At 64.2% G+C, this 25527-nt stretch carries 22 protein-coding genes and 1 pseudogene; 8 read left to right on the top strand and 15 right to left on the bottom strand.

Going from position 1 to position 25527, the window contains the following annotated elements; translation table 11 throughout:
• Positions 1 to 8: 8 nt before the first annotated feature.
• The 5 genes from RFM40_RS13725 to RFM40_RS13705 all read right to left on the bottom strand — a co-directional run bounded on the left by RFM40_RS13725 (position 9) and on the right by RFM40_RS13705 (position 5728).
• The gene (locus tag RFM40_RS13725; RefSeq protein WP_320277673.1) at positions 9 to 947 is read right to left on the bottom strand and encodes an ABC transporter substrate-binding protein; all 939 of its coding nucleotides are present in this window, start codon (positions 945 to 947) and stop codon (positions 9 to 11) included.
• A gap of 83 nt (positions 948 to 1030) precedes the next feature.
• Positions 1031 to 2035: an ABC transporter permease subunit gene (locus RFM40_RS13720; RefSeq protein ID WP_320226116.1), complete on the bottom strand. Its 1005-nt coding sequence runs from the start codon at positions 2033 to 2035 to the stop codon at positions 1031 to 1033.
• Positions 2032 to 3576, bottom strand: a complete 1545-nt coding sequence (locus RFM40_RS13715) for a sugar ABC transporter ATP-binding protein (protein WP_320226114.1) — start codon at positions 3574 to 3576, stop codon at positions 2032 to 2034. Before RFM40_RS13715 ends, RFM40_RS13720 begins: the two co-directional genes overlap by 4 nt.
• Positions 3573 to 4949, bottom strand: coding sequence for an FGGY-family carbohydrate kinase (locus RFM40_RS13710; protein WP_320226112.1), 1377 nt, complete (start codon positions 4947 to 4949; stop codon positions 3573 to 3575). Before RFM40_RS13710 ends, RFM40_RS13715 begins: the two co-directional genes overlap by 4 nt.
• Entirely contained in the window at positions 4946 to 5728 is a 783-nt protein-coding gene (locus tag RFM40_RS13705) for a DeoR/GlpR family DNA-binding transcription regulator (protein WP_320226111.1), read from the bottom strand. The genes RFM40_RS13710 and RFM40_RS13705 overlap by 4 nt, the downstream gene beginning before the upstream one ends.
• A gap of 208 nt (positions 5729 to 5936) precedes the next feature.
• On the opposite strand from RFM40_RS13705, the gene RFM40_RS13700 reads away from it, so the two are divergent.
• The 3 genes from RFM40_RS13700 to RFM40_RS13690 are packed head-to-tail and all read left to right on the top strand — an operon-like array spanning position 5937 to position 9104.
• Positions 5937 to 6977: a class II aldolase/adducin family protein gene (locus RFM40_RS13700; RefSeq protein ID WP_320226109.1), complete on the top strand. Its 1041-nt coding sequence runs from the start codon at positions 5937 to 5939 to the stop codon at positions 6975 to 6977.
• Between the two features lie 4 nt (positions 6978 to 6981).
• Positions 6982 to 8256 (top strand): FGGY-family carbohydrate kinase, encoded by a 1275-nt coding sequence (locus RFM40_RS13695; RefSeq protein ID WP_320277672.1) that lies wholly within the window; start codon positions 6982 to 6984, stop codon positions 8254 to 8256.
• A 2-nt stretch (positions 8257 to 8258) separates the two neighbouring features.
• A complete protein-coding gene (locus RFM40_RS13690) occupies positions 8259 to 9104 on the top strand; it encodes a TIGR01459 family HAD-type hydrolase (RefSeq protein WP_320226202.1) in 846 nt (281 codons plus the stop codon).
• A 9-nt stretch (positions 9105 to 9113) separates the two neighbouring features.
• On the opposite strand, the gene RFM40_RS13685 is transcribed toward RFM40_RS13690, so the two are convergent.
• The 7 genes from RFM40_RS13685 to RFM40_RS13655 form a co-directional block, all read right to left on the bottom strand.
• Positions 9114 to 10181 (bottom strand): ABC transporter ATP-binding protein, encoded by a 1068-nt coding sequence (locus RFM40_RS13685; protein WP_320226106.1) that lies wholly within the window; start codon positions 10179 to 10181, stop codon positions 9114 to 9116.
• Between the two features lie 3 nt (positions 10182 to 10184).
• Entirely contained in the window at positions 10185 to 11033 is an 849-nt protein-coding gene (locus RFM40_RS13680; RefSeq protein WP_320226105.1) for a carbohydrate ABC transporter permease, read from the bottom strand.
• Entirely contained in the window at positions 11033 to 11956 is a 924-nt protein-coding gene (locus RFM40_RS13675; protein ID WP_320226104.1) for a carbohydrate ABC transporter permease, read from the bottom strand. The genes RFM40_RS13680 and RFM40_RS13675 overlap by 1 nt, the downstream gene beginning before the upstream one ends.
• Positions 11957 to 12172: 216 nt before the next feature.
• Positions 12173 to 13450 carry an ABC transporter substrate-binding protein gene (locus RFM40_RS13670; RefSeq protein ID WP_320226103.1) on the bottom strand — a complete coding sequence of 426 codons (1278 nt, stop codon included), beginning with the start codon at positions 13448 to 13450 and terminating at the stop codon, positions 12173 to 12175.
• A 27-nt stretch (positions 13451 to 13477) separates the two neighbouring features.
• On the bottom strand, positions 13478 to 14680 hold the full coding sequence (locus tag RFM40_RS13665) for a PLP-dependent transferase (protein ID WP_320277671.1): 1203 nt from the start codon (positions 14678 to 14680) through the stop codon (positions 13478 to 13480).
• Positions 14677 to 15408: a FadR/GntR family transcriptional regulator gene (locus tag RFM40_RS13660; protein ID WP_320226101.1), complete on the bottom strand. Its 732-nt coding sequence runs from the start codon at positions 15406 to 15408 to the stop codon at positions 14677 to 14679. Before RFM40_RS13660 ends, RFM40_RS13665 begins: the two co-directional genes overlap by 4 nt.
• A gap of 124 nt (positions 15409 to 15532) precedes the next feature.
• A complete protein-coding gene (locus RFM40_RS13655; RefSeq protein ID WP_320226100.1) occupies positions 15533 to 16240 on the bottom strand; it encodes a DJ-1/PfpI family protein in 708 nt (235 codons plus the stop codon).
• Between the two features lie 87 nt (positions 16241 to 16327).
• On the opposite strand from RFM40_RS13655, the gene RFM40_RS13650 reads away from it, so the two are divergent.
• Positions 16328 to 17275 carry a GlxA family transcriptional regulator gene (locus RFM40_RS13650; protein WP_320226098.1) on the top strand — a complete coding sequence of 316 codons (948 nt, stop codon included), beginning with the start codon at positions 16328 to 16330 and terminating at the stop codon, positions 17273 to 17275.
• A 41-nt stretch (positions 17276 to 17316) separates the two neighbouring features.
• Here RFM40_RS13650 and RFM40_RS13645 read toward each other — a convergent pair whose 3' ends face one another.
• The 3 genes from RFM40_RS13645 to RFM40_RS13635 all read right to left on the bottom strand — a co-directional run bounded on the left by RFM40_RS13645 (position 17317) and on the right by RFM40_RS13635 (position 21629).
• Complete coding sequence (locus RFM40_RS13645) at positions 17317 to 18033, bottom strand: DUF2161 domain-containing phosphodiesterase (RefSeq protein ID WP_320277670.1); 717 nt, start codon at positions 18031 to 18033, stop codon at positions 17317 to 17319.
• 121 nt (positions 18034 to 18154) lie between these two features.
• Positions 18155 to 18490, bottom strand: a complete 336-nt coding sequence (locus tag RFM40_RS13640) for a hypothetical protein (RefSeq protein WP_320226096.1) — start codon at positions 18488 to 18490, stop codon at positions 18155 to 18157.
• Positions 18491 to 18785: 295 nt separating this feature from the next.
• Entirely contained in the window at positions 18786 to 21629 is a 2844-nt protein-coding gene (locus tag RFM40_RS13635) for an autotransporter outer membrane beta-barrel domain-containing protein (protein WP_320277669.1), read from the bottom strand.
• On the opposite strand from RFM40_RS13635, the gene RFM40_RS13630 reads away from it, so the two are divergent.
• The 4 genes and pseudogenes from RFM40_RS13630 (at position 21619) to RFM40_RS13615 (ending at position 25354) form a co-directional block, all read left to right on the top strand.
• Positions 21619 to 21795: a hypothetical protein gene (locus RFM40_RS13630; protein ID WP_320226093.1), complete on the top strand. Its 177-nt coding sequence runs from the start codon at positions 21619 to 21621 to the stop codon at positions 21793 to 21795. The two genes, RFM40_RS13635 and RFM40_RS13630, sit on opposite strands and share 11 nt — an antisense overlap.
• Before the next feature lie 1135 nt (positions 21796 to 22930).
• Positions 22931 to 23809, top strand: a pseudogene (locus RFM40_RS13625) (DNA methyltransferase); the annotation flags it as partial.
• Positions 23796 to 24266 carry a DNA methyltransferase gene (locus RFM40_RS13620; protein ID WP_320226201.1) on the top strand — a complete coding sequence of 157 codons (471 nt, stop codon included), beginning with the start codon at positions 23796 to 23798 and terminating at the stop codon, positions 24264 to 24266. The pseudogene RFM40_RS13625 and the gene RFM40_RS13620, both read left to right, overlap by 14 nt.
• Before the next feature lie 17 nt (positions 24267 to 24283).
• Entirely contained in the window at positions 24284 to 25354 is a 1071-nt protein-coding gene (locus tag RFM40_RS13615) for a DUF5681 domain-containing protein (RefSeq protein WP_320226092.1), read from the top strand.
• The last annotated feature ends 173 nt before the right edge of the window (positions 25355 to 25527 follow it).

Genomic DNA, 25527 nt, shown 5'->3' with positions numbered 1-25527 from the left:
GAGCAGCGTTAGCGGGCCGCCGTCCAGCCCTTGTAGTCCTTGAGGTTCTCGGCGGTGATGAGCTTCGGGTCGAGCAGCACAGTCGGCTCGGCCGGCTTCTTGCCGGCGAGCACCTCCGCCGCCATCGTCAGCGACTGGCCGGCCATGACATACGGATCCTGCGAGGCCGACGCCTTGATCATTGAGGTGCCGGAGGCGAACTCCTTCTCGATATCGGGCGCGCCGTCGACCGCGGTGAAGATAAATTCCGAGCGGTTGAGCTGCTTGGCCGCGAGCTGCGCGCCGATCGCCGTCGGGTCGTTGATGGCGAACACCGCGTCGATCTTGTCGAAGCGGGTGAGCAGCGACTGGAACACTTTCAGGCCACCGTCGCGCGAGCCTTCGGCGTTCTGGTCGTCGGACAGAACCTTGATATCCGGATACTGCGAAAGAACGTTCTTGCAGCCTTTGACGCGCTCCAGGATCGACGACGAGGCGGGGCCGTTGAGGATGACGTAGTTGCCCTTGCCGCCGGTCTGGTCGACCAGGTACTGGCAAGCCTCCTCGCCGGCCTTGACGTTGTTGGTCATAACGGTCACGTCCGCTCCTGGCGCCGAAACGTCGAAGGCCGCCACCACGATGCCGGCTGCCTGGGCCTTCTTGACGGCAGGCGCAATCGCCTTGGCATCGACGGCGTTGAGCATGATCACGTCGACGCCGGCGGCGATGAAGGAGTCCACCTGGGAGACCTGCTTGTTGAGGTCGTAGTCGGCCGACACCGACGTCACCTCGACCTTGGGATTGATCTTCTTGGCCGCGTCCTCGATGCCCTTGATGGTGGCGACGAAGAAGGGGTTGCCGAGCAGCCCGACCGAGATGCCGACCTTGTTAAGGTCCTTGGCCGATGCCGGCGCAATGGCGAGGCCCGCGAGGGCAGCGCAGCAGAGCAGTTTGGCGATGGTCTTCATTTACTTGCTTCCTCCGATTGCCCCGCGCCTCTCACGGTGCGTTACACACAACCCGGCTCGTTTGGGCCGGCGACCAAGGTCAATCACGTTCTTGCTCCGGCCTGGAGCCGGTAACGGTCGAGGGCGACCGCCACGATGATGACCAATCCCTTGATGATGTACTGCCAGATGTCCGAGACACCGGCCAAAATGAGCCCGTTGGAGAGCACCGCGATGATCAGCCCGCCGATCAGCGTGCCCCAGATCGACCCGACGCCGCCGACGAAGCTGGTGCCGCCGAGAATGACGGCGGCGATGGCATCGAGCTCGTAGGATTGGCCGAGCTGCAGGCCGTTGGCGGCATAGAGCCTCGCCGCCGACATGACGCCGCCGAGACCGGCGAGCAGACCGGAGACGCCATAGACGAAGAGCAATACCAGCGGCACCTTGATGCCGGTGAGGCGCGCCGCCTCGGCATTGCCGCCCACGGCGTAGATCCACGTGCCGAGCACGGTGCGCTTGAGCACCAGCCAGGACAGCACCACCACCGTCAGCGCGATGATGACCAGCCACGGAATGCCGAACAGCGAGCCGTTGCCGATAAAGTCGAACGGCAGGTCGGAATTGAAGACCGTCGTGTCCTCGCCGAGCAGGCGGGCGACGCCGCGCACCGCGGTCAGCGAGCCCAGCGTGACGATGAAGGGCGGAAGCCTGATATAGGCGACGAGCAGCCCGTTGACGACGCCGAAGCCGAGGCCGATCAGAATGGCGGCGGGAATGCCGAGCATGCCCCAGTCCGGCACCAGCGATACCAGCACCGCCACCATCGCCGAGGCGGCGAGGATCGAGCCGACGGAGAGGTCGATGCCGCCGGTAAGGATGACGAAGGTCATGCCGGCGGCAAGCACGATGTTGATTGACGATTGCTGCGTGACGATGAGCAGGTTGGTGCCGGTGAGGAAGCGCGGATTGATGAGCTGGAAGGCGGCTGCAAGCAGCACCAGCACCGGCAGCATGCCGAGAGCGGCGAAGGCCGTGCGCAGCCGCCGGCTCCTGACCGCCGCCTGGTCCGCCGTCGCCGTCGTGCCGTCGGTCATCCTGTCGATCATTCCTGGGCCGCTCCCGTCGCAAGTTCCATGATCGCTTCCTGGCGAAGCGGCTCGCCCGCGGACGCCGTGACCTCGCCGGCGATGGCGCCGTCGCGCATCACCAGCACCCGATCGGCGACGCCGATCACTTCCGGCAGTTCGCTGGAGATCATCAGGATGGCGATGCCCTTGTTGGCGAGATTGTCGATCAGCCGGTAGATCTCCGACTTGGCGCCGACGTCGACGCCACGCGTCGGCTCGTCGAGGACGACGACCCTCGGCTCGGTTTCCAGCAGGCGGGCGAGCAGAACCTTCTGCTGGTTGCCGCCCGACAGCGACCCGGCATTGGCCCGCGCTGACCCGGTGCGGATCGAGAGGTCGCCGATTGCCTTTGCGGCACGCCGGTCGGCGGCGGCGAAATCGCGAAAACCGCCGGGGCGCGCATCCTTGGCCAGCACGCCCATATTGATGTTGTCCGAGATCGACATGTCGAGGAACAGGCCGAGCTCCTTGCGGTCCTCGGTGAGATAGGCGATGCCGGCATCGAGCGCCTCGCGCGGCGAGGCGATGGCCATCGGCTTGCCGTCAAGCTCCAGCTCACCCGCGCTGCGCCGGTCGGCGCCGAAGATCAGCCTGGCGAGCTCGGTACGGCCGGAGCCGACCAGCCCCGCCAGCGCCAGCACCTCGCCGTGGTAAAGGTCGAAGGAGCAATTCTTCAGCAGCCTGCCGTCCGACATACCGCGCACCGACAGCGCCACCTTGCGCTTGCTGTCCGGCGGCCGGTGGTCCTTCTTGTAGAAGGCCGACAAATCGCGGCCGACCATCATGGAGACCAGGCGCGATGCGTTGAGATCGGCGCGCTCCAGCGTGCCGACATAGCCGCTGTCGCGCAGCACGCTGACGCGGTCGGCGAGTTGGTAGACCTCTTCCATGCGATGGCTGATGTAGATGATGGCGATGCCTTGGGCCTTCAGCGTCGCGATCACCTCGAACAGCCTGTCGGTCTCGCGCGACGTCAGCGAGGTTGTCGGCTCGTCCATGACGATGATGCGGGCGCTGGTCGACAGCGCGCGGGCGATCTCGACCAGCTGACGCTCGCCGAGCGACAGGCTGGAAACCAGGGCGCGCGCCGAGAAGGAGACGCCAAGCCGTTCGACGATTTCCTTGGCGCGCCGGTTGCATTGGTCGCGATCGACGATGCCGAACCTGCGCGGCTCGTTGCCGAGGAAGATGTTCTGCGCCACGGTGAGGTTCGGCGCCAGCGACAGCTCCTGGTAGATGACGGCGATGCCATGGGCGCGTGCCTTGATCGGATCGCCGGTGGCGACCGGCGCGCCATCGATCAGGATCTCGCCGCCGGCGTCCGGCCGATAGGCGCCGGACAGCACCTTCATCAGCGTCGACTTGCCGGCACCGTTCTCGCCCATCAACGCATGCAGCTCGCCGGCATTGACGGCGAGCGACACATCCTGCAGGGCGCGGATGGGACCGAAGGTCTTGGAGATGTGACGCATCTCCAAGACCGGCCGCTGCGTTGCCTCGACGCGGGCGACGGCGGTCATGGCGCGCCTCCCGCCGAAGCGGCGATGCCGCGCTCGGCAAGGAGGCCGCGCCAGTCGTCGCGGTAGCCGGCAAGGCCTTTGAAGCTTGCGGCACGCACCGGCTCCGGCGTGTCGGCGGCGAACTCGCGGCCGACGCTTTCGAAGGCGAGAGCGGCCGCGCCCGTGGCGCTGCCTTCCAGCGTGGCGCCCTGCAGGAAGGACTGGCCGGGACGCAGCGCGGCCAACAGGCCGGCAAGAAGGCCGCCCGCGTTCAGGCCGCCGTCGACGATGACGGCGTCTCGCGACCGGATCAGGTCGAGCGACAGATCGATCATCAGCGCCACATAAAGCAGCGCCACAGCCGCGCGTTCCTCGGCATCAGAGACGCGCCCAACAATTTCACCTGTTCGGCCGGGCATCGGGCCGCCCGGCGCAAAGCTCGGCAGCGCCATGACGCCGACGTCGATCGCGCGCTGTATCGAGGCCGGCGCAATCGCGCCCTGCCAGTTGCCGCTGATCACGGCGAATTCGCGCCCGCCCATGAAACGGACGGTGGGAACCGGACCGCCATCGACATCGACATTGACCAGCATGTCGCGGTCGCCGTCGAGCGCATCGATCGGGCAGTCCGGATTGAGCACGATCACCCAGGTGCCCGTCGATACCACGGTGAGCGGCCCGAGTTCCTGCCGCCGATAGGTATGGAGCGCGGCGTTGCTGTCGTGAACGCCATTGTGGATGGCAACCGATCTGCCGGCTTGACCAAGGCGTCGCTCGCCGGTGACGGCGCCGGCGCGCGCGAAGGCGGGCATCTTGCCGCGCCAGCCTTCGGCGTCGACCAGAGAGGAGAAGTCGCGCTTGCGCGGCGCCCACAGATGAGAGTGGCAGCCGAGATAGGACACTTCCGAAACGGCACGGCCGCCGAAGCGCCAGCTCCAATATTGCGGATAGCCGAGGATCGCCGTCGCCGCGGTGAAGGCGCCGGGTTCGACCTCTTTCAGCCAGAGCATGTGGCGACCGTAGTTGAAGCCGAGCGGCAGGCGCGGCGAGAAGGTCTCGGCGAAATCGGGAATGCGGCGGTCGATCCGCGCGGCGATTTCGGCCGGCGGCTCCTGTTCGTAATCGAGTATCGGATGCGTCAGCGCCGTCTCATCGACCAGAGCGAAGGTGCAGCCATGGCCCGACACCATCAGGCCTTCGATGCCATGACCGTCGGCAGCTTCGCTGACGGCATCGAGCGCCCAATCATGCAGCGCCGACTCGTCGAGCACGCTGAGGCCGCCCTTGCGCACCCAGTCGGGCTTCGTGCGCCGCTCGTCGACGATGCGCCCGTCCTGACCGAAGACGAACAGCTTCGAATTGGTCTTGCCGAAATCGAGCACCGCCATCTTCACTGGACGGCTCCCAAGGACGAGGCGATGCGCACGGTGACGCCGGCATCTTCCAGCATGCGCGCATCGGCATCGGAGAGGCCGTCATCGGTCACCAGCGTGCCGACGCGCGACAGCGGCAGCGCGACATTGCGGGCGTGGATCGACAGCTTGCGGCTGTCGGCCAGCACCACGATCTGGTCGGCGCAAAGGCTGAGATCGACGATCGAGCGCACCAGCAGCGGATGCGATTCCAGCACGCCTTCATGGCCGAGGCCCTGTGCGCCGAGAAAAAATTTCGAGGCGTAGAAAGGCACGGCCTGGGTAAGCGAGTGGATGATGCCTGGCTCGCGGTGCAGATCGCCGCCGGCGATGGTCAGGCTGCAATGGCCGTGGTCGCTGAGATAGGCAGCGAGCGGCATGGAATTGGTAAAGAGGCGGATGTTGCGGTCGGCAAGCTTGACGCCGAGATGGAAGCAGGTCGAGCCGCCATGGACGATGACAGCGTCGCCGTCGCGCACCATGGTGGCGGCGGCGGCGGCGATCTGCCGCTTGGCGTCCACCGCCAGATCGCGGTTCTCGTCATAGGGCCTGGCATAGGCGACCCCGGCATGGGCAGCGCCATCGAGAGCAGAGATGCCGCCATAGACCTTCCGCGCCTCACCGGCCTCGTCGATCTTGTCGATGTCGCGTCTGACCGTCGCGGCCGAAACGCCAAGCCGCTCCTGCAGCTCGCGCACCGATGCAAAGGGGCGATCCCGCAAAAGCTCGACGATCTGACGCTGGCGGCCGGAATCGCTCAACTCTTTCCTCCCTAAATGCCGTTTTCCACGGCAGTTGGTGCAACTTACTCAACATTAGCCAGATTGCAAGCCGGTTGTGACGACACTAGATCACAGTTGACGTAGATCGCTCGCATCTGCGATATCAGCGCCATTGCTCCCGAGGACGGGAGATCGTGCGAGAACCAGGCCCGAGAGAACCAGGGCAAGCCGTTGGAGGAGAAGCGCCATGGCGACCGAAGCTGACGCACAGGAACTGGTCGCCCTGCGGGCGCTTTCGGCCAGGATCGGCGGCAACCCGCATCTGACCCAGGCGGCCGGCGGCAACACCTCGCTGAAGGCCGGCGACACGCTGTGGATCAAGGCCTCCGGCACCTGGCTGAGGGACGCGCTGTCGGACGACATCATGGTGCCGGTGGCGATGGGCTCCCTCATCGAGGCCGTCGAACGGCGCGATCCGGCCGCCGACAAGCCGCAGGCTTTTGCGATCGGCGCCCTCAATCCACGCGGCTTGCGTCCGTCGATCGAGACCACCGTGCACGCGCTGATGCCGCAGCGGGTCGTGCTGCATGTCCACTGCGTCGACACGATCTCGCTTGCAGTCCAGGCCGATTGCGAAAGCGAGGCCGCGCGGCGTCTCGAGGGCATCGAATGGGCCTATGTTCCCTATCGCCGGCCGGGACTGCCGCTTGCCCAGGGCATTGCCGAACGGCTTCGACCCGGCGTCGACGTGCTGATCCTCGGCAATCACGGGCTGGTCGTGGCCGCGGAGACCGTGGCCGAGGCGGAGCGCCTGCTGCATCGGGTCAGATCGCTCCTGGCGCGCCCGGCGCGAATGGCGGCGGAACCGGATGTCGCGGCGCTGACGGCGCTTGCCGGCGGCAGCGGCTACAGAGTGCCGGCGGATGTCGAGGCGCATGCGGTGGCGCTCGATGCGGACAGCCGCCGCATGGCCGAAGCCGGCAGCCTCTATCCCGACCATGTCATCTTCCTCGGCCAGGGGTCGGCGGTGGCAAGGCTCGGCGAGCAGGTTGCCGACGTCGTCGCCCGGCTGCGCGCGAACCCGGCCGCGATCCTCTTTCCCGGTGTCGGCGTGCTGATGCGCGGCGATGCCAGCTCCGGCGCTGACGCCATGCAGCGCTGCCTTGCCGATGTCACCGCCCGGATCGACACCGCGGCGCGGCTGAACTATCTCACCGCCGCCGAGAATGACGAGCTCATCAACTGGGATGCCGAGCAGTATCGCCAGAAACTTAACACCGCGGGTTAGGCGAATGGCGCCGCTCGTCATAGGCATCGACATCGGCACCTCCGGGTCGCGCGCCGTCGCCATGCATGCGGATTTTTCCATCGCCGCGCGCGCCGCCGTGCCGCTCGAGCGCTTTGGCGCGAACGGCCGCGATCCCTTTGTCTGGCGGGCCGCGGTCGAGGCGATGCTGAAAGCGCTCTTCTCGCACATCGATCGCAGAGCGGTGCGCGCGATCGCCGTCGACGGCACGTCGGGCACCTTGCTGCCGACCGACGGCGCCGGACGGCCGCTGGCCGAGCCGCTGATGTACAACGACAAGGTCTCGGACGACGCCATCCTCGCCGCGATCGCGGGCGCGGCGCCGGAAGCGAGCGCCGCGCATGGGGCGACATCCGGCCTTGCCAAGGCGCTCCGGTTCCAGCGCCTGCCCGGCATCCATGCGGTGCTGCACCAGGCCGACTGGATCGCCGGTCAATTCTCGGGCCGCTTCGACGTCAGCGACGAAAACAACAGCCTGAAGACCGGCTATGATGCCGAGAAGCGCCGCTGGCCTGACTGGATCGCAGAGCTCGGCATGCGCATGGATCTGCTGCCCGCAGTCGCCAGGCCAGGCAGCGTGACAGGCAGGCTCACGGCTGCCGCCGCCGGCCTTTTCGGCCTGCCGCGCGACGTGGTGGTGGTTGCCGGCACCACGGATGGCTGCGCCTCTTTCCTGGCGACCGGGGCCACCGCCGCGGGCGACGGCGTCACCGCGCTTGGATCGTCGCTGACCATCAAGATCCTGTCCGACCGGCCGATCTTCGCGCCGCGCTACGGCATCTACAGCCACCGGCTCGGCGACGTCTGGCTGGCCGGCGGCGCGTCGAACACCGGCGGCAGGGCGCTTGCCCAGCATTTTTCTCTCGCGCGCATCATCGAGCTCAGCGCCGCGATCGACGCCGCGACCGAGACCGGCCTCGACTATTATCCGCTCGGCTCGGCCGGCGAACGTTTCCCCATTGCCGATCCGACGCTCAAGCCGCGCCTTCTGCCCAGGCCGGAATCCGATGCCGATTACCTGAAGGCTATGCTTGAAGGCATCGCGGCTATCGAAGCGCTCGGCTACCAGAGGCTTGCCGAACTCGGCGCGCCCCGGCTGACATCGGTACGCAGCGTCGGCGGCGGGGCCGCCAATGCCGCCTGGACCGAGATCCGGCGACGCAAACTTGGTGTGGCTTTCCTGCCGGCGCTCTCCGACGAGGCGGCCGCTGGTACGGCGCGGCTGGCGCTGATGGGCGCAACGGAGGCCGGGCTGCTGTGAGCATGACGCAAGCCAGGCATCTCGATGGGATCGGAGCGTTCGCCGAACGCTACGACGTGTTCCTACTCGACCAATTCGGCGTGCTGCACGATGGGCAGCGGGCTTATCCGGGCGCGGTCGAAGCCGTGTCAGCACTGAAGCGCGCCGGCAAGACGGTGGTGCTGGTCTCCAATTCCGGCAGGCGGGCGGAGCCCAACGAACGGCGGCTGCTGAAGCTCGGTTTCGAGCCGGGAAGCTGGGACTATTTCGTCTCGTCCGGCGAGGTCGCCTGGCGCATTTTCAAGGACATGGTGGGCTCGGGCGCGCTGCGAGCGGGGACAAAATGCCTGCTGATCAGCCGCGACGGCGACCGTTCGGCGATCGATGGCTTGCCCTTGACCCTGACCGAACGCGGCGACGACGCAGAGTTGGTGCTGCTCGCCGCCAGCGAGGGCGACCGCTACGGTTTCGATTATTACAGCACGCTGCTGGGCCCGATCGCGGCGCGACGGGTGCCATGCTTTTGCACCAATCCCGACCGGATCATGCTGACCGCGGTTGGGCCGCGCTTCGGCGCCGGCGAAATTGCCGATCTCTACGAGAGACTCGGCGGCAGCGTCACCCGTATCGGCAAGCCCGATCCGGCGATCTATGAGGCGGCGCTGGCGCTGGCGGGATATCCGGCGCGCGGCAACGTGATTTGCGTCGGCGACAGCGTCGAGCACGATATCGCGGGAGGCCGCGCTGCCGGCGTGGCGACCGCGCTGGTCAAGTCGGGGATATTGGCCGATGCCGGCGACCTGACCGGGCTTTTCCAAGAGCTCGGCGCGTGGCCCGACTACACTCTGGATGCCTTCCGCTGGCGCTGATCCGCGGGCTTACCCGATCCGGTTTCCGCTCGCCGGATCGAACAGATGCAGCGCCGCCGGGTCGGCTGACAGCCGGACCGTGTCGCCTGGCCTGACATTGCTGCGGCCCATGACGAAGATGCAGGCCTGCTGGTTGGCCAGCCTGACATAGAACTGCGTCGACAGGCCGAGCGGCTCGACCACTTCGACCTCGGCCTTGAGGGCGCCGTCGTCGACGAGCCTGATGTGCTCCGGCCGCAACCCGACAGTGAGCGCATCGCCGTCCGTCAAAGGCAGGCCGTCGGGCAGACGGAGCTTCTGGCCGTCGGCCAGCACTGCATCCACCTTGCCGGCCTTGGCGACTTTTGCCGGCAAAAAGTTCATGCCGGGCGAGCCGATGAAGCCGGCAACGAAGGTGTTGGCCGGCCGGTCGTAAAGCTCCAGCGGATGCCCGACCTGCTGCACATAGCCGTCATGCATGACGACGATGCGGTCGGCCATGGTCATGGCCTCGACCTGGTCATGGGTGACATAGACAGAGGTGGTCTTGAGCTGCTGATGCAGCGCCTTGATCTCGGCGCGCATATGGACGCGCAATTTTGCGTCGAGGTTCGACAGCGGCTCATCGAACAGGAAGACCTTCGGGTCGCGCACGATGGCGCGGCCCATGGCGACGCGCTGGCGCTGGCCGCCGGAGAGCTGGCGCGGCAGGCGGCCGAGGAAGCTTTCCAGCCCAAGCCGCTTGGCGGCGGCGCCGACCCTGCCGTCGATCGTCGTCTTCTCGGCCTTCTTCAGCATCAGGCTGAAGCCCATGTTGGAGGAGACGTCCATATGCGGGTAGAGCGCGTAGGACTGGAACACCATGGCGATGTCGCGATCCTTGGGCGCGACATCATTGACCAGGCGCTCGCCGATGCGGATCTCGCCGCCGGTGACCTCCTCGAGGCCGGCGATCATGCGCAAAAGCGTAGACTTGCCGCAGCCGGACGGGCCGACCAGCACGACGAATTCGCCATCGGCGATCTCGAGATCGACGCCATGCAGGATGCGCAGCGCGCCGTAATCCTTCTCGACATGTTGCAGCGTGACGGAGGCCATCGATTATCCTTTGACCGCGCCGGCGGTGAGGCCGGTGACGAGATAGCGTTGCAGGAAGGCGAAGAAGATGCAGACGGGGATCAGCGCCAGGATGGACGCCGCCATCATCTGCCCCCAGTCGACCGCGAACTTGCCGATGAAGGTGAGCAGGCCGACCGCAAAAGTTTTCTGCTCGTCGCTGGAAATCAGCATCAGCGCGAACAGCAATTCACTCCAGGCGGCGGTGAAGACGAAGCCGAGCGTGGCGCCCATGCCCGGCAAGGTGAGCGGCACGATCACCCTGCGCATGGCCTGAGCGCGCGTGCAGCCGTCGATCATCGCCGCTTCCTCCAGGTCCTTCGGGATGCCGTCGAAGAAGGACTGCATGAGGAAGGTTGCGAAGGCGGTGTTGAAGGCGGTGTAGATGATGATCAGCCCGATCAGGCTGTTGGTGAGGCCGAGGTCGCCCATGATGCGGTAGATCGGCGGGATGACCATGACCAGCGGGAAGGTCTGGGTGAGCAGCAGCAGGATGGCTAAAGTCGCCTTGCCGCGGAAGGTGAAGCGCGACATGGCATAGCCGGCCAGCGTGGCGATGACGGTGACCAGAGCCGCGGTCGACACCGAGACGATGACGCTGTTGAGGAAATAGCGCGGGAAGTCGGAGGCCTCGAGCACGGTGGCGAAGTTCTTGAGCGTCATTTGCGACGGCCAGAAGGTGATGCCTTCGGAATAGAGCAGCCGCTCCGGGGTCACCGAGATCTTCAATGTCCAGAAGATCGGGAACAGCGCGAAGACCACAAATGCCGCGACGGCCAGGTAAAGTCCGATGCCGCCGGCGATACGCGAGGAGGTGGAGCGTCCGGCGATCATCAGACGTGCCTCACAAGCGTGCGGCGGATGGCAATCAGACCAATGGCGTAGGCAATGAGCAGCACCAGCAACAACACGGCGACGGCCGAAGCATAGCCTTTATCCAACGATTTGAAGGCGCTGACGTAGATGTAGACCGGCACCGTGCTGGTCGAGCCCGCCGGCCCGCCCTCGGTCATGACGAAGATCAGGTCGGCGAAGGTGGCGATCCAGATGGTGCGCAGCATGACGGTGATGACGATGGTCGGCGCCAGGAAGGGCAGCGTCACCTTGGTGAAGCGCTGCCAGGGCGAGGCGCCGTCGATGGCCGCCGCCTCATGCAGTTCGGACGGGATCGACTTCAGTGCGGCGAGCAGCGTAATGGCGAAGAAGGGAATGCCGAACCAGATGTTGGCGACGATCGGTCCCCACATGGCGGTGGCCGGATCGGAGAGCACATTGGTCGGCTCGGCCTTCAGGCCAAGAGCATAGAGCCAGTGCGGCAGCGGCCCGATGATCGGATTGAACAGCCAGGCCCAGGTGAGGCCCGAGAGAAAAGACGGGACCGCCCAGGGCAGGAACACCACCGCCTGCACTATCCTGCGGCCGTAGAACGGCTTGTCGAGAAGCAGGGCCAGGCCAAGTCCAAGGAAGAACTGAAAGAACAGGCTGGCGACCGTCCACCACAGCGTGTTGATCAGCGCCTGGCCGAGCACGGCGTCGGAGAGCATCGCCTGGTACTGGCCGAGCCCGATATATTCCGACTTGAAGGCCGAGAATTTGCGGAAGGAATAGCTGATGCCGATGATCAGCGGCACCAAGAGCACTACGACCAGCAGGACGATAGCCGGCGAAAGATAGAGCCATGGCTCGATCGCGGCCTTGGTCAGCCGCTTCTTTCGCGGCCGGCCGGCGGATCGGATTTCGGACACTGCGTAGGTCATACGGTGCTCGCGTTGGGAGTTGGGGGCCGGCGTGGCAACAAGTTCCTTCTCCCCGTTCTACGGGGAGAAGATGCCGGTTCACCCTTCGTAGGAGCAGCGCAGCTGCTGCGGAGGAGGGCAGGCAGATGAGGGGCAGCGCGAGCTCACGAAAGTCTGGCGCCGCCCCTCATCCGGCCCTTGGGGCCACCTTCTCCCCGTGAACGGGGAGAAGGAAGGTCACTTCTTGTTCTTGGCCATCCAGTCCTGCTGCTCCTTGGTCAGGAACTTGGCCCATTCGTCGGCCACGTCTTTGGCCGGCTTCTGGCCGAGCAGCACTTCCTGGAAGTTCTTGATCGCCACCTGGTCGACGAAGTTGCCGAGGTTCTCGAGATGCGTCGGCGGCGTCACCATTTCATATTTGGAGCTGTCGCTGAGCTCTGTGAACCAGCCCTTGAACTGCTCGGTCTTGAAATGGGCGTCCTGGTCGGCGCCGTTGTGGATCGGGACGACGCCGACTTCCTTGGCCCATTCCAGATTGTCCTTGGGCGACAAGAGCGTCGCCATCAGCTTCCAGGCCTCGTCCTTGTGCTGCGAGTTGGCGAACATCGCCCAGCCGGCATAGCCCAGCGTCGGATAGGATTTGCCGCTCGGACCGACCGGCAATGGCGCCACGGCGAAATCGTCGGCGCTCATCTTGTCGGCGATGCCGAGCAGCGCGTCCGGATCCTGGTTGAGCATGGCGCAGGTGCCGGAATAGAAGCCCGTCACCGTCTCATTGAAGCCCCAGCTCACGGAGTCCTTCGGCGCCAGGCCGTTCTTGTACATGTCGGCCAGCATCTGCAGGCCCTTGACCGAACCCTCGTCATTGATCGTCGAGGTGCCGTCCTCAGTGAAATAGCCGCCCCTGCCGTCGGCGATGTTCATGAACATGTGCATGCCGTTGAAGGCGCCGGGGCCGCCGCGCAGGCAGTAGCCATATTTGCCGGGGATGGCCGAGATCTTCTTGGAGAACTCGACGAACTCGTCGAGGGTTGCCGGCGGACGATCGAGGCCCGCTTCCTTGAACAGCTTCTTGTTCCAGAACAGCGCGTTCACATAATAGCCGTAAGGGATCATGAACTGCGTGTTGTTGACGGTCGAGCCGAACTGCTTGGCGCGGTCGCCGAGCGTCTTGGCGTCGTCCCATTTGGCCATATAAGGGCCGAGGTCCTCGAGCTGACCGTTATTGGCATAGAGGCCCATCCAGCGCTCCGGCATCTCGACGACGTCGGGCGTGTCGCCGGCCTGGACCATGGTAAGGAATTTCTCGAAGGCCTGGCCCCAGGGCAGCGAGACGAGCTCCACCTTGATGCCGGGATTGGCCTGCTCGAACTCGGCGATCTGCTTCTTCAGGAATTCGGTGCGCGGCGGGCTGGTGATGACCTCGACCATCTTGACGGTGGTATCGGCCAGCGCGCCGCTGGCGGAAATCGCCAGACCGGCGACGGCGGCCAGCATGACTGTCAGTCTTTTCATGTTCGGTACTCCCATTTTGAACACCCGTTATTTTTTTGCATTGTCGAAGGCCTGGACGACGTCCGCCCAGAGATCCTCGACGTTTTCCAACCCGACATTGAAGCGGATGGTTCGGGGGCTGACGCCGAAGCGCGCCATCGAATTGAGACCCGGCGTCTGCTCGAGCGAGGCCTTTGCCGGAACGACCAGGCTTTCATGGCCGCCCCAGCTGACGCCGATGCGGAACAGCTTCAGCGCATCGACGAAAGCCGGAATGTCGACATCCTCCGTGACCTCGAAGGAGAACAGCCCGGCATAGCCGGCTAATGTTTTTTTTCCGGGATGATTGGAATAGGCGGGGTGATTGACCCGCTCGACCTTGCCATGCGCCTTGAGCCGCTCGGCAAGCGTCAGCCCGCTCTTCATGTGATGCGGCAAGCGCAGCGGCAGTGTGCGCAGGCCGCGCAGCAGCAGCCAGCCCTCAAAGGGCGACAGCTTGCCGCCGAGCGAGGAATAGGTCTGCTCGTTGATGTGCTTGATGTGGGCGGCGGAGCCCGCCACCACGCCGGCGACGGTGTCGCTGTGGCCGCCGAGATATTTCGAGGCCGAATGCAGCACCAGATCGACGCCGTGCGCGATCGGCTTCTGGAAGACGGGCGTGGCCCAGGAATTGTCGATGGTGGTGACGATGCCCTGCTCTTTCGCCAGCCGCGTCAGATGGGCGATGTCCTGCAGCTCGAACATCATCGAGGTCGGGCTTTCGAGGTAGAGCAGCTTGGCGCCGGGAAGCGCCGCGGCCACCGCGTCCGGGTCCGAGCCGTCGACATAGTCGACCTTGATTTGCAAGCGCGGGAACAGCCGCTCGAACAGCCGGTAGGCGTCGCCATAGCAGTTGCGCACGGCAACGATGCGCTCGCCGGCGCCGACGAAGGCGAGCACCGTGGCGCTGATCGCCGCCATGCCGCTGGAGAAGCCGCGAGCTGCTTCGGCGCCTTCCAAAGCCGCGACGCGCGCCTCGAACTCCATCACCGTCGGGTTGTCGCCGCGCGAATAGATCGGCTGGCGACGGCGGCCGGCGAAAGTGTCGGCCATATCGGCATAGTTGGCGAAGGTGAACAGCGAGGTCTGGTAGATCGGCGGCACCACGGCGCCGCCGGGGAACGGATCGTCATGCGCCAGAAGCGTCGCCGCCTCGCCGAGGTAGTCGCTGGCCAAAGCGGCCGGGTCGAAAGCGGTCGGGTGCTCGTTCATTTGCCGTCCGAAAGTTTGAGGTTGGCGGCGCCGCGCTTCAGGTCGTTTTCGACCGTGGCGATGAGCTTCAGAGCTTCGCGCCTGGCCCCCTCCGGATCGCGCGCGGCGATGCAATCGAAAATCGTCCGATGATAGGGGAAGCTGGCATGGCCAAAGTCGCGCACGCCGAGCGGATGCTCCCAGAAGCGGTGGAACAGCTCATGCATGGCGCTGATGATCTGCTCGAAGAGAGGATTGCCGGAAGCGCGGTAGACCGACTGGTGGAACTCCCAGTCCTCCTCCGAAGACATGCCGGCGCGGGTGTGGAAGGCTTCTTCCATGATGTCGAGCTTGCGCTCGATCTCGGCGATCTCGGCCTTGCCGGCGCGGACGGCGCAAAGTGCTGCCGCCTCGGCCTCCAGCGCGCGGCGGATCTCCAGCGTGCGCATCAGTCCGGCGAAGTCGTTGCCGCCGGCCAATGTCAGCGGCATGTGCAGCATGTCCGGCGAGACCGCCGCCTTGAGATAGGTGCCACTGCCCTGGCGCCGCTCGACGAGGCCCAGCCCCTCCCAGCGCGTCAGCGCCTCGCGCACGGTGTTGCGGCTGACCTTGAGGCGCTCGGCCAGAATGCGCTCGGTCGGCAGTTTTTCGCCCGGGCCAAGCGCTTCCTGCCGGACGAAGCTGGCCAACGCCTTCAGCACCGCATCATCGCGGGCCGTCGTCTGGATGGGCGGCAGGCTGTCGGTCACGCCGGAGTTCACCGAAAGTGGTTCAATGGTCCAACCAATTTCTGCATAGACCGAGGGCGGAGTCAACCGCCGAAACGAGGCCGGGCCGAGCGGTGCGGATATCGCACTGTTCGAGCCGATTCTATCAGCCGTGAATACGCGCCGGTGCGGTGGCCGCGCGAGCGCTGCGCCAACGGGCAAACATTTCCTCGCGGGCCCGCCGCGAAGCCGCAAGCCGCTCTTTCGCCTCAGCCAGCACAGCAGGCGAAGCCTCCGCGGGCGTGCCGGAGCGGAAGGGAGGCGCCGGCGCATATTCGAGCGAGAGCTGCACCGTTTCGGCCTCGGCCTGACCGAGCAGCCTTGCGACCAGCGCCAGGCCGAAATCGATCCCGGAGGTGACGCCGCCGGCGGTGATCAGCTTGCCGTCCTCCACGATTCGCTCATCGACGGGAATTGCCCCGAACTCTTCAAGGAAATCATGCGCATACCAATGTGTCGTCGCCCGCTTGCCCTTGAGCAGCCCGGCCGCGCCGAGCACCAGGGCGCCGCTGCACACCGAGGTGACATAACGCGCCTGCGCCGCGCGCTCCCAGACGAAGTCGAGAACCGCCTGGTCCTCCAGCAGCGCGTTGACGCCTCCGCCGCCCGGAACGCACAGCACGTCGAGAGGCGGACAATCGTCGAAGGTCGCCGTCGGCGTGAGGGAAAGACGCGTCGATGAGACCACCGGATCGCGATCCTTCCAGATCAATTCCACCTCGGCGTCCTTTGCCGACGCCAAGACTTCGTAGGGGCCGGTGAGATCGAGCTGCTGGACATTGGGGAATACGAGAATGCCGAAACGAAGGGTCATGGAAATCTCCCGCAGGTTGACTTCGGCCAATTTACGGCATCATGCTTTGGCGAGATCGCCAATCATCCCTCGTTTCAGGCCAAACCAATGCGCCGCATCGAAATCCTTGCCTATCCCGACGTCCAGCTCCTCGATGTCAGCGGACCGCTCCAAGTTTTCGCCAGCGCCAACGACTTCAGGACGCAGGCCGGCGAGCCGGCTGCCTATGAGGTCGTGGTCGTCGCCGCTTCCCCCAGGATCAGGACGTCAGCCGGTCTCGTGCTGGAGACCGCGGCGCTGCCGACGCGCGGGCTGGAGATCGACACGCTGTTCGTGCCTGGCGGATGGGGAGTCAACGCGGCATGCGAGGATCCTCAGCTTGTCCAGTGGATCATCGGCCGCTCGCGCGATGCAAGCCGCACAGCTTCCGTCTGCAGCGGTGCGATGCTGCTGGCGATGGCGGGCCTGCTCGACGGCCGCCGCGCGGTTACACATTGGGGACGCTGCGCGGAGTTCGCCCAACGCTTTCCGGCGGTCCGCCTGGAACCCGACCCGATCTTCATTCGCGACGACAATGTCTGGACCTCCGCCGGCGTGACGGCGGGCATCGATCTCGCCCTTTCTTTCGTCGAAGCCGACCTTGGCCGACGCATGGCGCTTGCGGTGGCGCGCGAGTTGGTCGTCTTTCTGAAACGTCCCGGTGGCCAGGCGCAGTTCAGCCAGACCCTCAAGCTGCAGGAAGGCGACGGGCGCTTCGACAGACTGCATGGCTGGATCCTCGAAAATCTGGGCGGCGACCTTTCGCTGACGAGATTAGCCGAACGCGCCAATATGAGCCCACGCAGCTTCTCCCGTCACTATCGGAAGGCGACCGGCCGGACACCCGCCCGCGCGGTCGAAGAGATAAGGATCGAGGCGGCGCGGCGGATGCTGGAACAGGGACTGGCCGTGAACCAGACGGTACGGCGCTGCGGCTTCGGCTCGGAAGAGACGATGCGACGCGGCTTCCTGCGCGCCCTCGGCACGAACCCGCGCGACTATCGCGAACGTTTCTGATCGCACCAACCTATTCAGTCGATGAGAATGGCGGCAGCCGCTCACGCGCCGACCTTCACGCCGAGCTGGTCGGCCTGATACGGAGCGACCTCCAGCGGGCCCTCAAGGAGCCGATGTGACTGGACGGCGGTGTGACCGATTTCGGTCAATACGTAGATGCCGCGCTCGGCCCTGGCGAACCAGCCATAATAGTTGTGCAGCAGGATGCTGGCCGCGCGTGGCGTGAGGGCCTTGAGGTCGCGCGGCCGTTTCGGGCCATCGGCCATGGCGGCGGCGCAGGCGATCGCCTCCTGCCGGTAGGCGGTCATGATGGGCTTTTTTCGCGTGCTGCCGCCGATGGACGGGTCGCCCTTGCGGCGGTGATGTTCCTCGACCAGCCGCGAGCGCCGCCTCGGGTCGCGCCGCGGCGGCACGGCGGCGGGGCTGAGGAGCAGCTCGACCTTGCCTTTTCCGTCGACCGCCAGCAGGCCGAAGCCGAGCCTGCGGCAGAGCGCGCGAAACCGGCGGTCGTGCTCGCGGCCCTTGCCGCGCGCCGACATCCGGGCGGCAAGCCAGACCTCGTCGCAGGCAGCCGCGCGATCGACACCCTGCAGGACGAGCTCGAGATTGAACTGCAGCTTCAGCTCGCAGATGACGACCACGGGCGGCTCGCCGTCGCGTAGCCCGAGGATGTCGCAGCCGCCGACTTCGCCCTTGACGGTGAAATCCAGGCTCTCGAGGAACCGCTTCACCGGGGCGTAGAGGGATGTTTCCTGCATGGGGGAGGCATAGCCGATTCGAGCCTGGCCGGCACGTCGCAGGGTGACGTGCGGACTGCCAGGGTAATTCCCGCGATCGAGGTGCGGCCCGTGACAATCTCGTCGACTACCGTTGCGTGGACTATTGCCTGGCGAACTGGCCCCTATAGGTCTGGCCGGCGAGCGCATAGGTGGCGGCCAGCGTTCCGTCGGGCTGCATCGTAAAGGTGGCGTCAGCGCCATTCGGCAGGCGCCCAAGCTTCAATGTGTTTCCGACAATCCTGCCGGCGCCGTCGGCGACCCCCGGCTTGTAGTCGGCCACATCGCCCCACGCATAGCTGACCGTCACCTGCCCGCCCGAAGAAATCGTCAGCACGGCCAGCTTGCCTTCATACATGCCATCCAGCCGTCCGGCCCATATGCCTGAAAATGCGGCATATCTGGCCGGAACGCCCCTGCCGGGAGGCGTGATCGCCACGGTTTGGTCCAACACCGCCAAATTCGGAGAAGCGGGAGCCGCAACCGCAGCCGGGGCTGGTTGGGGTGGAGGAGCAGGTGGTGCCTCGGATGCCGATTGGCAGGCAACGAGGGCGAATGCCGCAAATCCGAGGATCAGAGAAGGACTGTTTGGCGGCAGTCGAGAGAGAACGGGTCCCTGCCGAAATTCCCTGACAGGGGCGGAAGAACGACGAATTTTCGGCATTTCAGCGATCAGTCCCACTTTCTTTGCGAAAAATCCTAGCACGAACCGCTGCTCACTTTTGGCCGACGTATTAGAAATTTACGCCTACTCTCGCGCCGAAGGCGTGATCCTGGCCGCCTGAAGCCAATTGTCCGCTGTAGGTCACGCCGAAAACGGCATCGTCGGTAAGGTTCAGGTCAATGGCAGCCTCGGCAACAGCGGCATCCCTGGCGATCGGCACGCCTTCTATGGCAAACGCGTCGGAGCCGCCGAAGGTGAATGTGGAAAGCGGGATCGTATCGCCATAGGCATGACGCCAGCCGACCGTCCCATGCGCCGTGGCCCGCATGCCGGAAAGGTCGAAACCGGTCGAGGCTCGCAGCCCGAGCGTTGTGAAGGTCGCTTGCGTGGTCTGGCCCTCGGCATGAAGCGCGCTGGCGCCGCCGCTTTCCGAATAGGCATCGGTGCGAAGGCTCACATGGGACAGGTTGGCGAAGGGTTCGAAGGCAGCCGGGACGGTATCGACACGGTAGCTGGCTTCACCGAAGGTGTGGAAGGTTCCCGCGCCGTATTTTGCCTGCAGGCTATCGGCGAAGCCGGGGAAGGCCACCGTTCGGCCTGTCTCGATGTTGTGCCATGTGTATGTCGCGCCGGCGCGCAGGCCGTACTGGTTCCATTGTGTGCCGCCATAGAGTCCGAGAGTGTAGTTCTCGCTGTCGCCGGACGAGGCACGGTCCTTCACGTCGAAATTGGTATGGCTGTATCCGGCTATCGCACCGATGCGCCATGCATCGAAAGCAAGACCGTCGACGCCGACCACGACCCCACCGGTGGAGCGCTTGAGCGTCGCATTGCCGTCTGCCTCCCCGCGGCCCCATGATCCGATGGCGGTGCTCCAGGCGGCAAAACGATCGGTCGTGGCGGGATCAAGTTCCGGCCCGCCCTCGCCAAAAGCCATCACGGGCAATGAAACAGTGACGCCAGTTCCGGAGAAGGCTGCGCGCAGCCGCTCGTTGATCGCGTCGAGAACGAGGCGCGTATCGTTGACCAGGGCTGTCTTGGCCGAAGCATGGATCTCGCCGGTCAACTGGTCGAAGGCGTCGCGGGTGGCTTCGACGTCGGTTTGCAGACCGATGGCGTTCCACAGTGGATTGCCGGAACCGAGACTGTCGATGGCGCCCGCGACCGCCCGCTGGTTGGGCGTGATGCCGACTTCGCCGAACTGGACGTCGTTGCGCACCAGTTCCAGCGTCACGTCGTTGCCGTCGCCTCCCGCATAGTCGAGCTTCTCGTCCAGGAACAGAAGGTTCTTGCTGACGGCGCCGAACGCGCCGGTCACCGCATCCGTATTGTCGTTGTCGATGATGACGAAGGGTCCGTTGGAGATATTCCAGCTGGAGGCCGAGTTCGGCGACATGAGCAGCTCGAGCGTGGCGCCAGTGATGTCGACTGTGCCGGAGACCTTGACCTGGTCGGCCGCATCGGGCGTAGCCTCGATCTGCAGCGTGCCATGGTTGACGTAGTTTCCGGCAACGGTCTGCGTGCCGATCGAATTGCCCGGCCCATGCACGCCCCCGGTATCGATCGTCGTCGCCCCGACTGTCCCCGTGCCGCCCAGCCTGGCGCCCGCCCTTACAGTCACACTGCCGGTCAGGCTGCCGTTGACGGCAAGCGACCCGCCGACAACTTCCATTCCGTTGACAAAGGTGGCGTCACCGCCGAGGACCCAATTTCCGCCGGCGGCATCAACCTGCGCCGACGCAAAATTCAGGAAGTCTCCCTGGAAGCTGCCGCTGCCCGAACCTGTCAGCAGCAGCGTATTGGTTCCGGCCTCGGCGTCGATGTCGCCGTCGACGGACGCGCCGGTCTCCAGCTTGAGGCTCGAGTTCCCCGAACCGAGCTTCACATCGCCGCTGATGATGCTCCCCTGAAGGAGGGACAGGTCGAACGATCCCGTTCCGCCCTGGATCGCGGCCGCCGCTCCGGTGATGGACGCATTCGCCACGCTCATCTGCGTCTTGCCGCCGCCGCCGAAGCGGACGCCGATACCGTTGGCGCTCGAAAGCCCGCCGGTGACGGAGCCGCCGCTGATGGAGACGCTGGTGTCTCCCGATGTCACGACGGACAGGCCGTGCGTGCCGCCGTTAAGCGCGCCCGCCGTCTGCTTGAAGGACGCCGCACCGGTGGTCTGCAGGGCGACGGCATGCACATTCGTTGCCGTGATCGTGCCTGAATTGGTGACGTCGGCGGTTCCCTGGGAAACGAACAGGCCGACATCGCGGCCCTCGATGGTCCCCGAATTGATCGCCACGGCGTTGCCGTTTTGCAGCAGCACCGCATAGATGGGGGTGGAGAATGAACTGTCGCCTTTGGCGGTGTAGGTGCCGCTGTTGGTGAAGGTGGTGTTCCCTTGGCTCCAGAATCCCTGGCCGATGTTCGTAAACGCGACGGTTCCCGAATTGTCGAGCGATCCGCCGCCGTTCATGATGACGCCGAAGCCGCCACCGTTGCTTGAAACATTCCCTTTGTTGACGAAGCTTCCGGGCGTAGCCGAGGTCGCAAAGACCACGCCCCCCAGCATGGTGTTCCGGTTTTCGACCGCGCCTCCGGCAAGAACATGCACGGCGATCCGACTGCCCGCGATCAACCCGTCGTTCTCTACGTTTGCCGTGCCACCTTCGATCACGACGCCCTTGCGTGAGCCTTCAACCTTGCCGGTCGAACTCACATTGACCGTTCCGCCCGCGCGCAGCCAGATGCCGTAAACCTCGTTGTCCGCGTCAAGGACCTTGACGGAGCCGTCCACATTGACCGTCCACGCGCCCAGCCCCGGAGACATGTAGGGCTGAATGGCGTGATTGCCTCCCGACTGCGTTGTGACGGAACCCGTCTGCGTCACGTTGATGGTTCCCGTCGGGTCTACGATGGAAGACACCGGGACGGTGCTTGCGGTCGAAATGGTAATCGTCTCGGCCTGGGTCTGGCTGGCCCATAGGCCGGTAGCAATTGCAATCAAGGATGCAGAAGAGCGAAATAAACTACTTGCAAGAACCGAATTCTTCGCCAACCTTATTTTAGAATTTCCGAATAAATTCATGTAAATCCCCCCAAGCCTCAATGAGATATCGCATCGAGCTTCGGGGGGCGTCAAGCCGGAGCTTTTCACCCTACACTTTAACGGATTTGGCGTGAGACTAGCTGCGAGCCGCGATCTTCAGAGCTGTCGGGGAAATGTCGGGCACAGCAGCATTAAAAGCGGGTCACGGCGAAAATGTATTCAGGCGACACGCTTTAAGTCACTCGTTCCAGGCTTTTCGGAATGCGCAGCTAAACCCGCAAAGGGCACAACTATTTTTCGTACTCTACAACTTCGTTGTTGGAGAAGGACTGTTTGGTGGTGGAAACAGGCAGGAGAGAACCCGTCTCTCGGTGAGAGTTCCCTGTTTTCGGCTGCAAAACAGGGAAGTTGCGAACTTTGCGGTCACTATAGCCACATTTGCTAGTTTCTCATTCGATCCAGCACTTTACAGGGTAGCATACCGAGCCGATGTCTAAACACTAGACCCAACAGCCGCGCGGCTAACAGGGAATTTCGCTGCCGACCAACGGGATCCGATTGCCGCCAGGCGGGAACCGATTGTCGCTGGCCGGGAAGCGATTGCCATTAGCTGAGAAACGGGTGCGACAAGGCGATACCGGTTTGGCTTCGACTGGGAGCACTCTGTCGTAGTTTCGGACGGCCGTGCCGATTGCCGGGATGCGATTGCTAGAAGACGGGGCCCATCGGTCGCGTCGAAAAGAGCCGTTCGCTGATCCCCCAAAACACGGAATGGAACGCGCCTGGAGTGCTCGATGCAGCTGGGTTGAACGAGAGATGCCAAGCAGAGGGCAACAACTAGCTGCCTTGTGCCGCTGCTAGTTCCGATTGCTCGGCCGGCGTCCGGGACTCCGAACGAGCTGCCCGTAGGCCGAATCACGCGATAAGTGATTCGGGCATCTCGGCAATCTCGGACCCCGCCGATCGGCCAAAAGCGGCAAAGTGGACTGCCGTTCAAAACCGCGAGTTCCTAAAACGGCTTTTGAACGCCCTTTGAAGGGCTCTTAAAATGATAGCCGGCTAACCTATTATTGGACGGCCATTTTTCTGCCGAAAGTCCTTGCCGGCGGTGGGTTTCTTCACTCATCGTCTCGTTTGGGGCATCTCAAATAGTGCCGCCGAACGCAGGAGATGAGAACATGAACGCGCCAGCGCCAAAGCTGGAAATGATGCTGATAACAGCTCTGAGCCCATACAAGGGCAATGCCCGGACACACTCGCGGAAACAGGTGCGCCAGATCGCCGAAAGCATCAGGCGGTTCGGCTTTACCAACCCCGTGCTCATCTCCGACAACGGAGAGATCATTGCCGGACACGGCCGTGTGATGGCGGCGAAGGAGCTGGGCATTGCCTCCGTGCCGACCATGAAGCTGTCTCACCTAAGCGCAGAAGAGAGACGTGCCTACGTCCTGGCCGACAACAAACTGGCCATCAACGCCGGTTGGGACACGGAAGTTCTGGCGATCGAGTTGCAGGCCCTGATCGACTTCGACTTCGACGTTACCTTGACCGGATTCTCACTCGCCGAAGTCGATCTTACGCTTGACCGCGCTCGCGAGGCTTCGGCCCAGGTCGGCGACGCTGCCGCCGACCAAATCCCCGATGTGCCAGCTCGCCCGGTGACGCGTCCTGGCGATCTGTGGATGCTCGGCAATCATCGGCTGCTCTGTGGCGACGCACAGTCAGCGGCCGATATCGAGCGCGTGACCGAAGGCGCGAAGGTGGATCTCATTTTCACCGATCCACCTTACAATGTGCCTATCAATGGTCATGTGGGCGGACTGGGTGCCACGCACCATCGGGAGTTTGCCTTTGCCTCAGGCGAGATGACCAAGAGCGAATTCACTCGCTTCCTGACAACGACCTTGTCGAATGCGGCATCTGTCGCCAGGGATGGCGCGGTAGCGTTTGTATGCATGGACTGGCGCCATATGCGCGAACTTCTCGACGCAGGCGAAGCGGCCTTTAGCGAACTGAAGAACCTTTGCGTCTGGAACAAGACCAATGGCGGCATGGGGACCTTCTACCGGTCCAAGCATGAACTGGTGTTCGTCTTCAAGATGGGGACCAGCCCTCACACCAACAGCTTCGGCTTGGGAGACACCGGGCGCTACCGCACGAATGTGTGGGACTATGCAGGCATCAGCAGCCTCAGCGCCAGTCGTGCCGATGAACTTGCCATGCAGCCCAACCGTCAAACCCGTCGCGCTAGTGGCAGACGCAATCCGCGATTGCTCGCGTCGCGGCGAGAGAGTGCTCGACATCTTCGGTGGATCGGGGTCCACCTTGATCGCGGCCGAGACCTGTGGCCGTCACGCCAGGCTCATAGAATTCGACCCCTGTTACTGCGACACGATCCTGATGCGCTGGCAAGCCTACACCGGCAAGCGCGCCATCCTAGCCGACGCCAATCAGGACTTTGAAATGGTAGCCGAGATCCGATCCGTAGCCCGCGATCTGCCTTCGACCGAATGAGAGAAGGGTCCTGAACTATGGAAGATGACAAGGAGCCGCCGAAGGGCTTTCCCCCCGGCTCAGCAGACCACATCAAGCAGGATATCTATGGGGTCGGCTACAAGCGGCCGCCGAAAGCCTCGCGGTTCAAGAAAGGTCAATCCGGCAATCCCAAAGGGCGACCGCGCGGAGTAGCACCCGACTTATCGCTCTCCGACGAGCCGGTTCTCAAGGCAGCCTTCGAGGCGACCAAGAAGACGGTGACTATCCGAGAAGGCGGCAAGGCGTCGACGGTGTCAATTCCGGCCGCGCTGGTCCAGTCGGCCATCAATGACGCCTTCAAGGGCAATGCTCGCACTTTGGGTTTGGTGTTCGATCTTATGCGAAGCGCCAGTCAGGCGCATGCGCGCGAAGTGAAGGAGATCCAGGCGACCTGGAGGAAATACAAAGACGATTATGCTGAGGCTCTTAGGGACGCAGAATGCAACGGGCTATCACTGCCTACCATCATGCCTCACCCCGACGACGTCATCGTCGACGACGAGGTGGGCGTCCGATTCATTGGACCTGTCGACGAGGACTGGCACAGACGAATGGAAGAGGCGATTGCGTTGCGCGACGTCCTGATCATGCAAGACGAGTTAGACCAGCGGTCGCCGACACGGCTCGACGGGACCCCGTTACGCGACCCCGGTGGCGCCCTCATCTTAGCCTTGACGCTTGATCGCACGGTGCCACCCCGGCTGCGGCTCAGCAATGCCCAGTTAGTGCATACGCAGATGCGGTACCAAAGAATATCAAAGCGCAAACTGCTCAAGGCCCTCTATCATGCCTGGAAGGCGATCCGCCGTCCGAGGCCACGGGGCTTCGTATTCCCAGGCAAAGCAGTGATGGTACAGCATCTGGACTTCATCTTTGCTTTCCATAGAGCCGCAATCGACGGCGACATCGACCTTGAAGCCATCTCCCGCGGCGAGTTTGATGACAACTTCCTCGACTTCCTCACTTCCTCATTCAAAATGGAAGATCAACCGCAGGGTTTGCTCCCGTCTAGCACGGTGCATCTCCAGCGTGGTGGGCGGTGGATGCAGGCGCACCCAAGGCACTGAAAGAAACCGCAACTATGCCAGCTGGCAGCTGGCGCGGCCTTGACATTCGCAGCATTGCGCGCACGCGCGAGTGCTCAGAGCACCGAAGGTGCTCTATCAGCGCAAGTATCAACTTTGGAGTCAGAATCGGGCGAGACTGGACCGGCAGGTTCTCATCTCAAAAGCACAGCTTG

It is taken from the genome of Mesorhizobium captivum (assembly GCF_033977165.1).
GTDB classification, from domain to species: domain Bacteria; phylum Pseudomonadota; class Alphaproteobacteria; order Rhizobiales; family Rhizobiaceae; genus Mesorhizobium; species Mesorhizobium captivum.
This window is presented reverse-complemented; position numbering and strand designations above follow the sequence as displayed.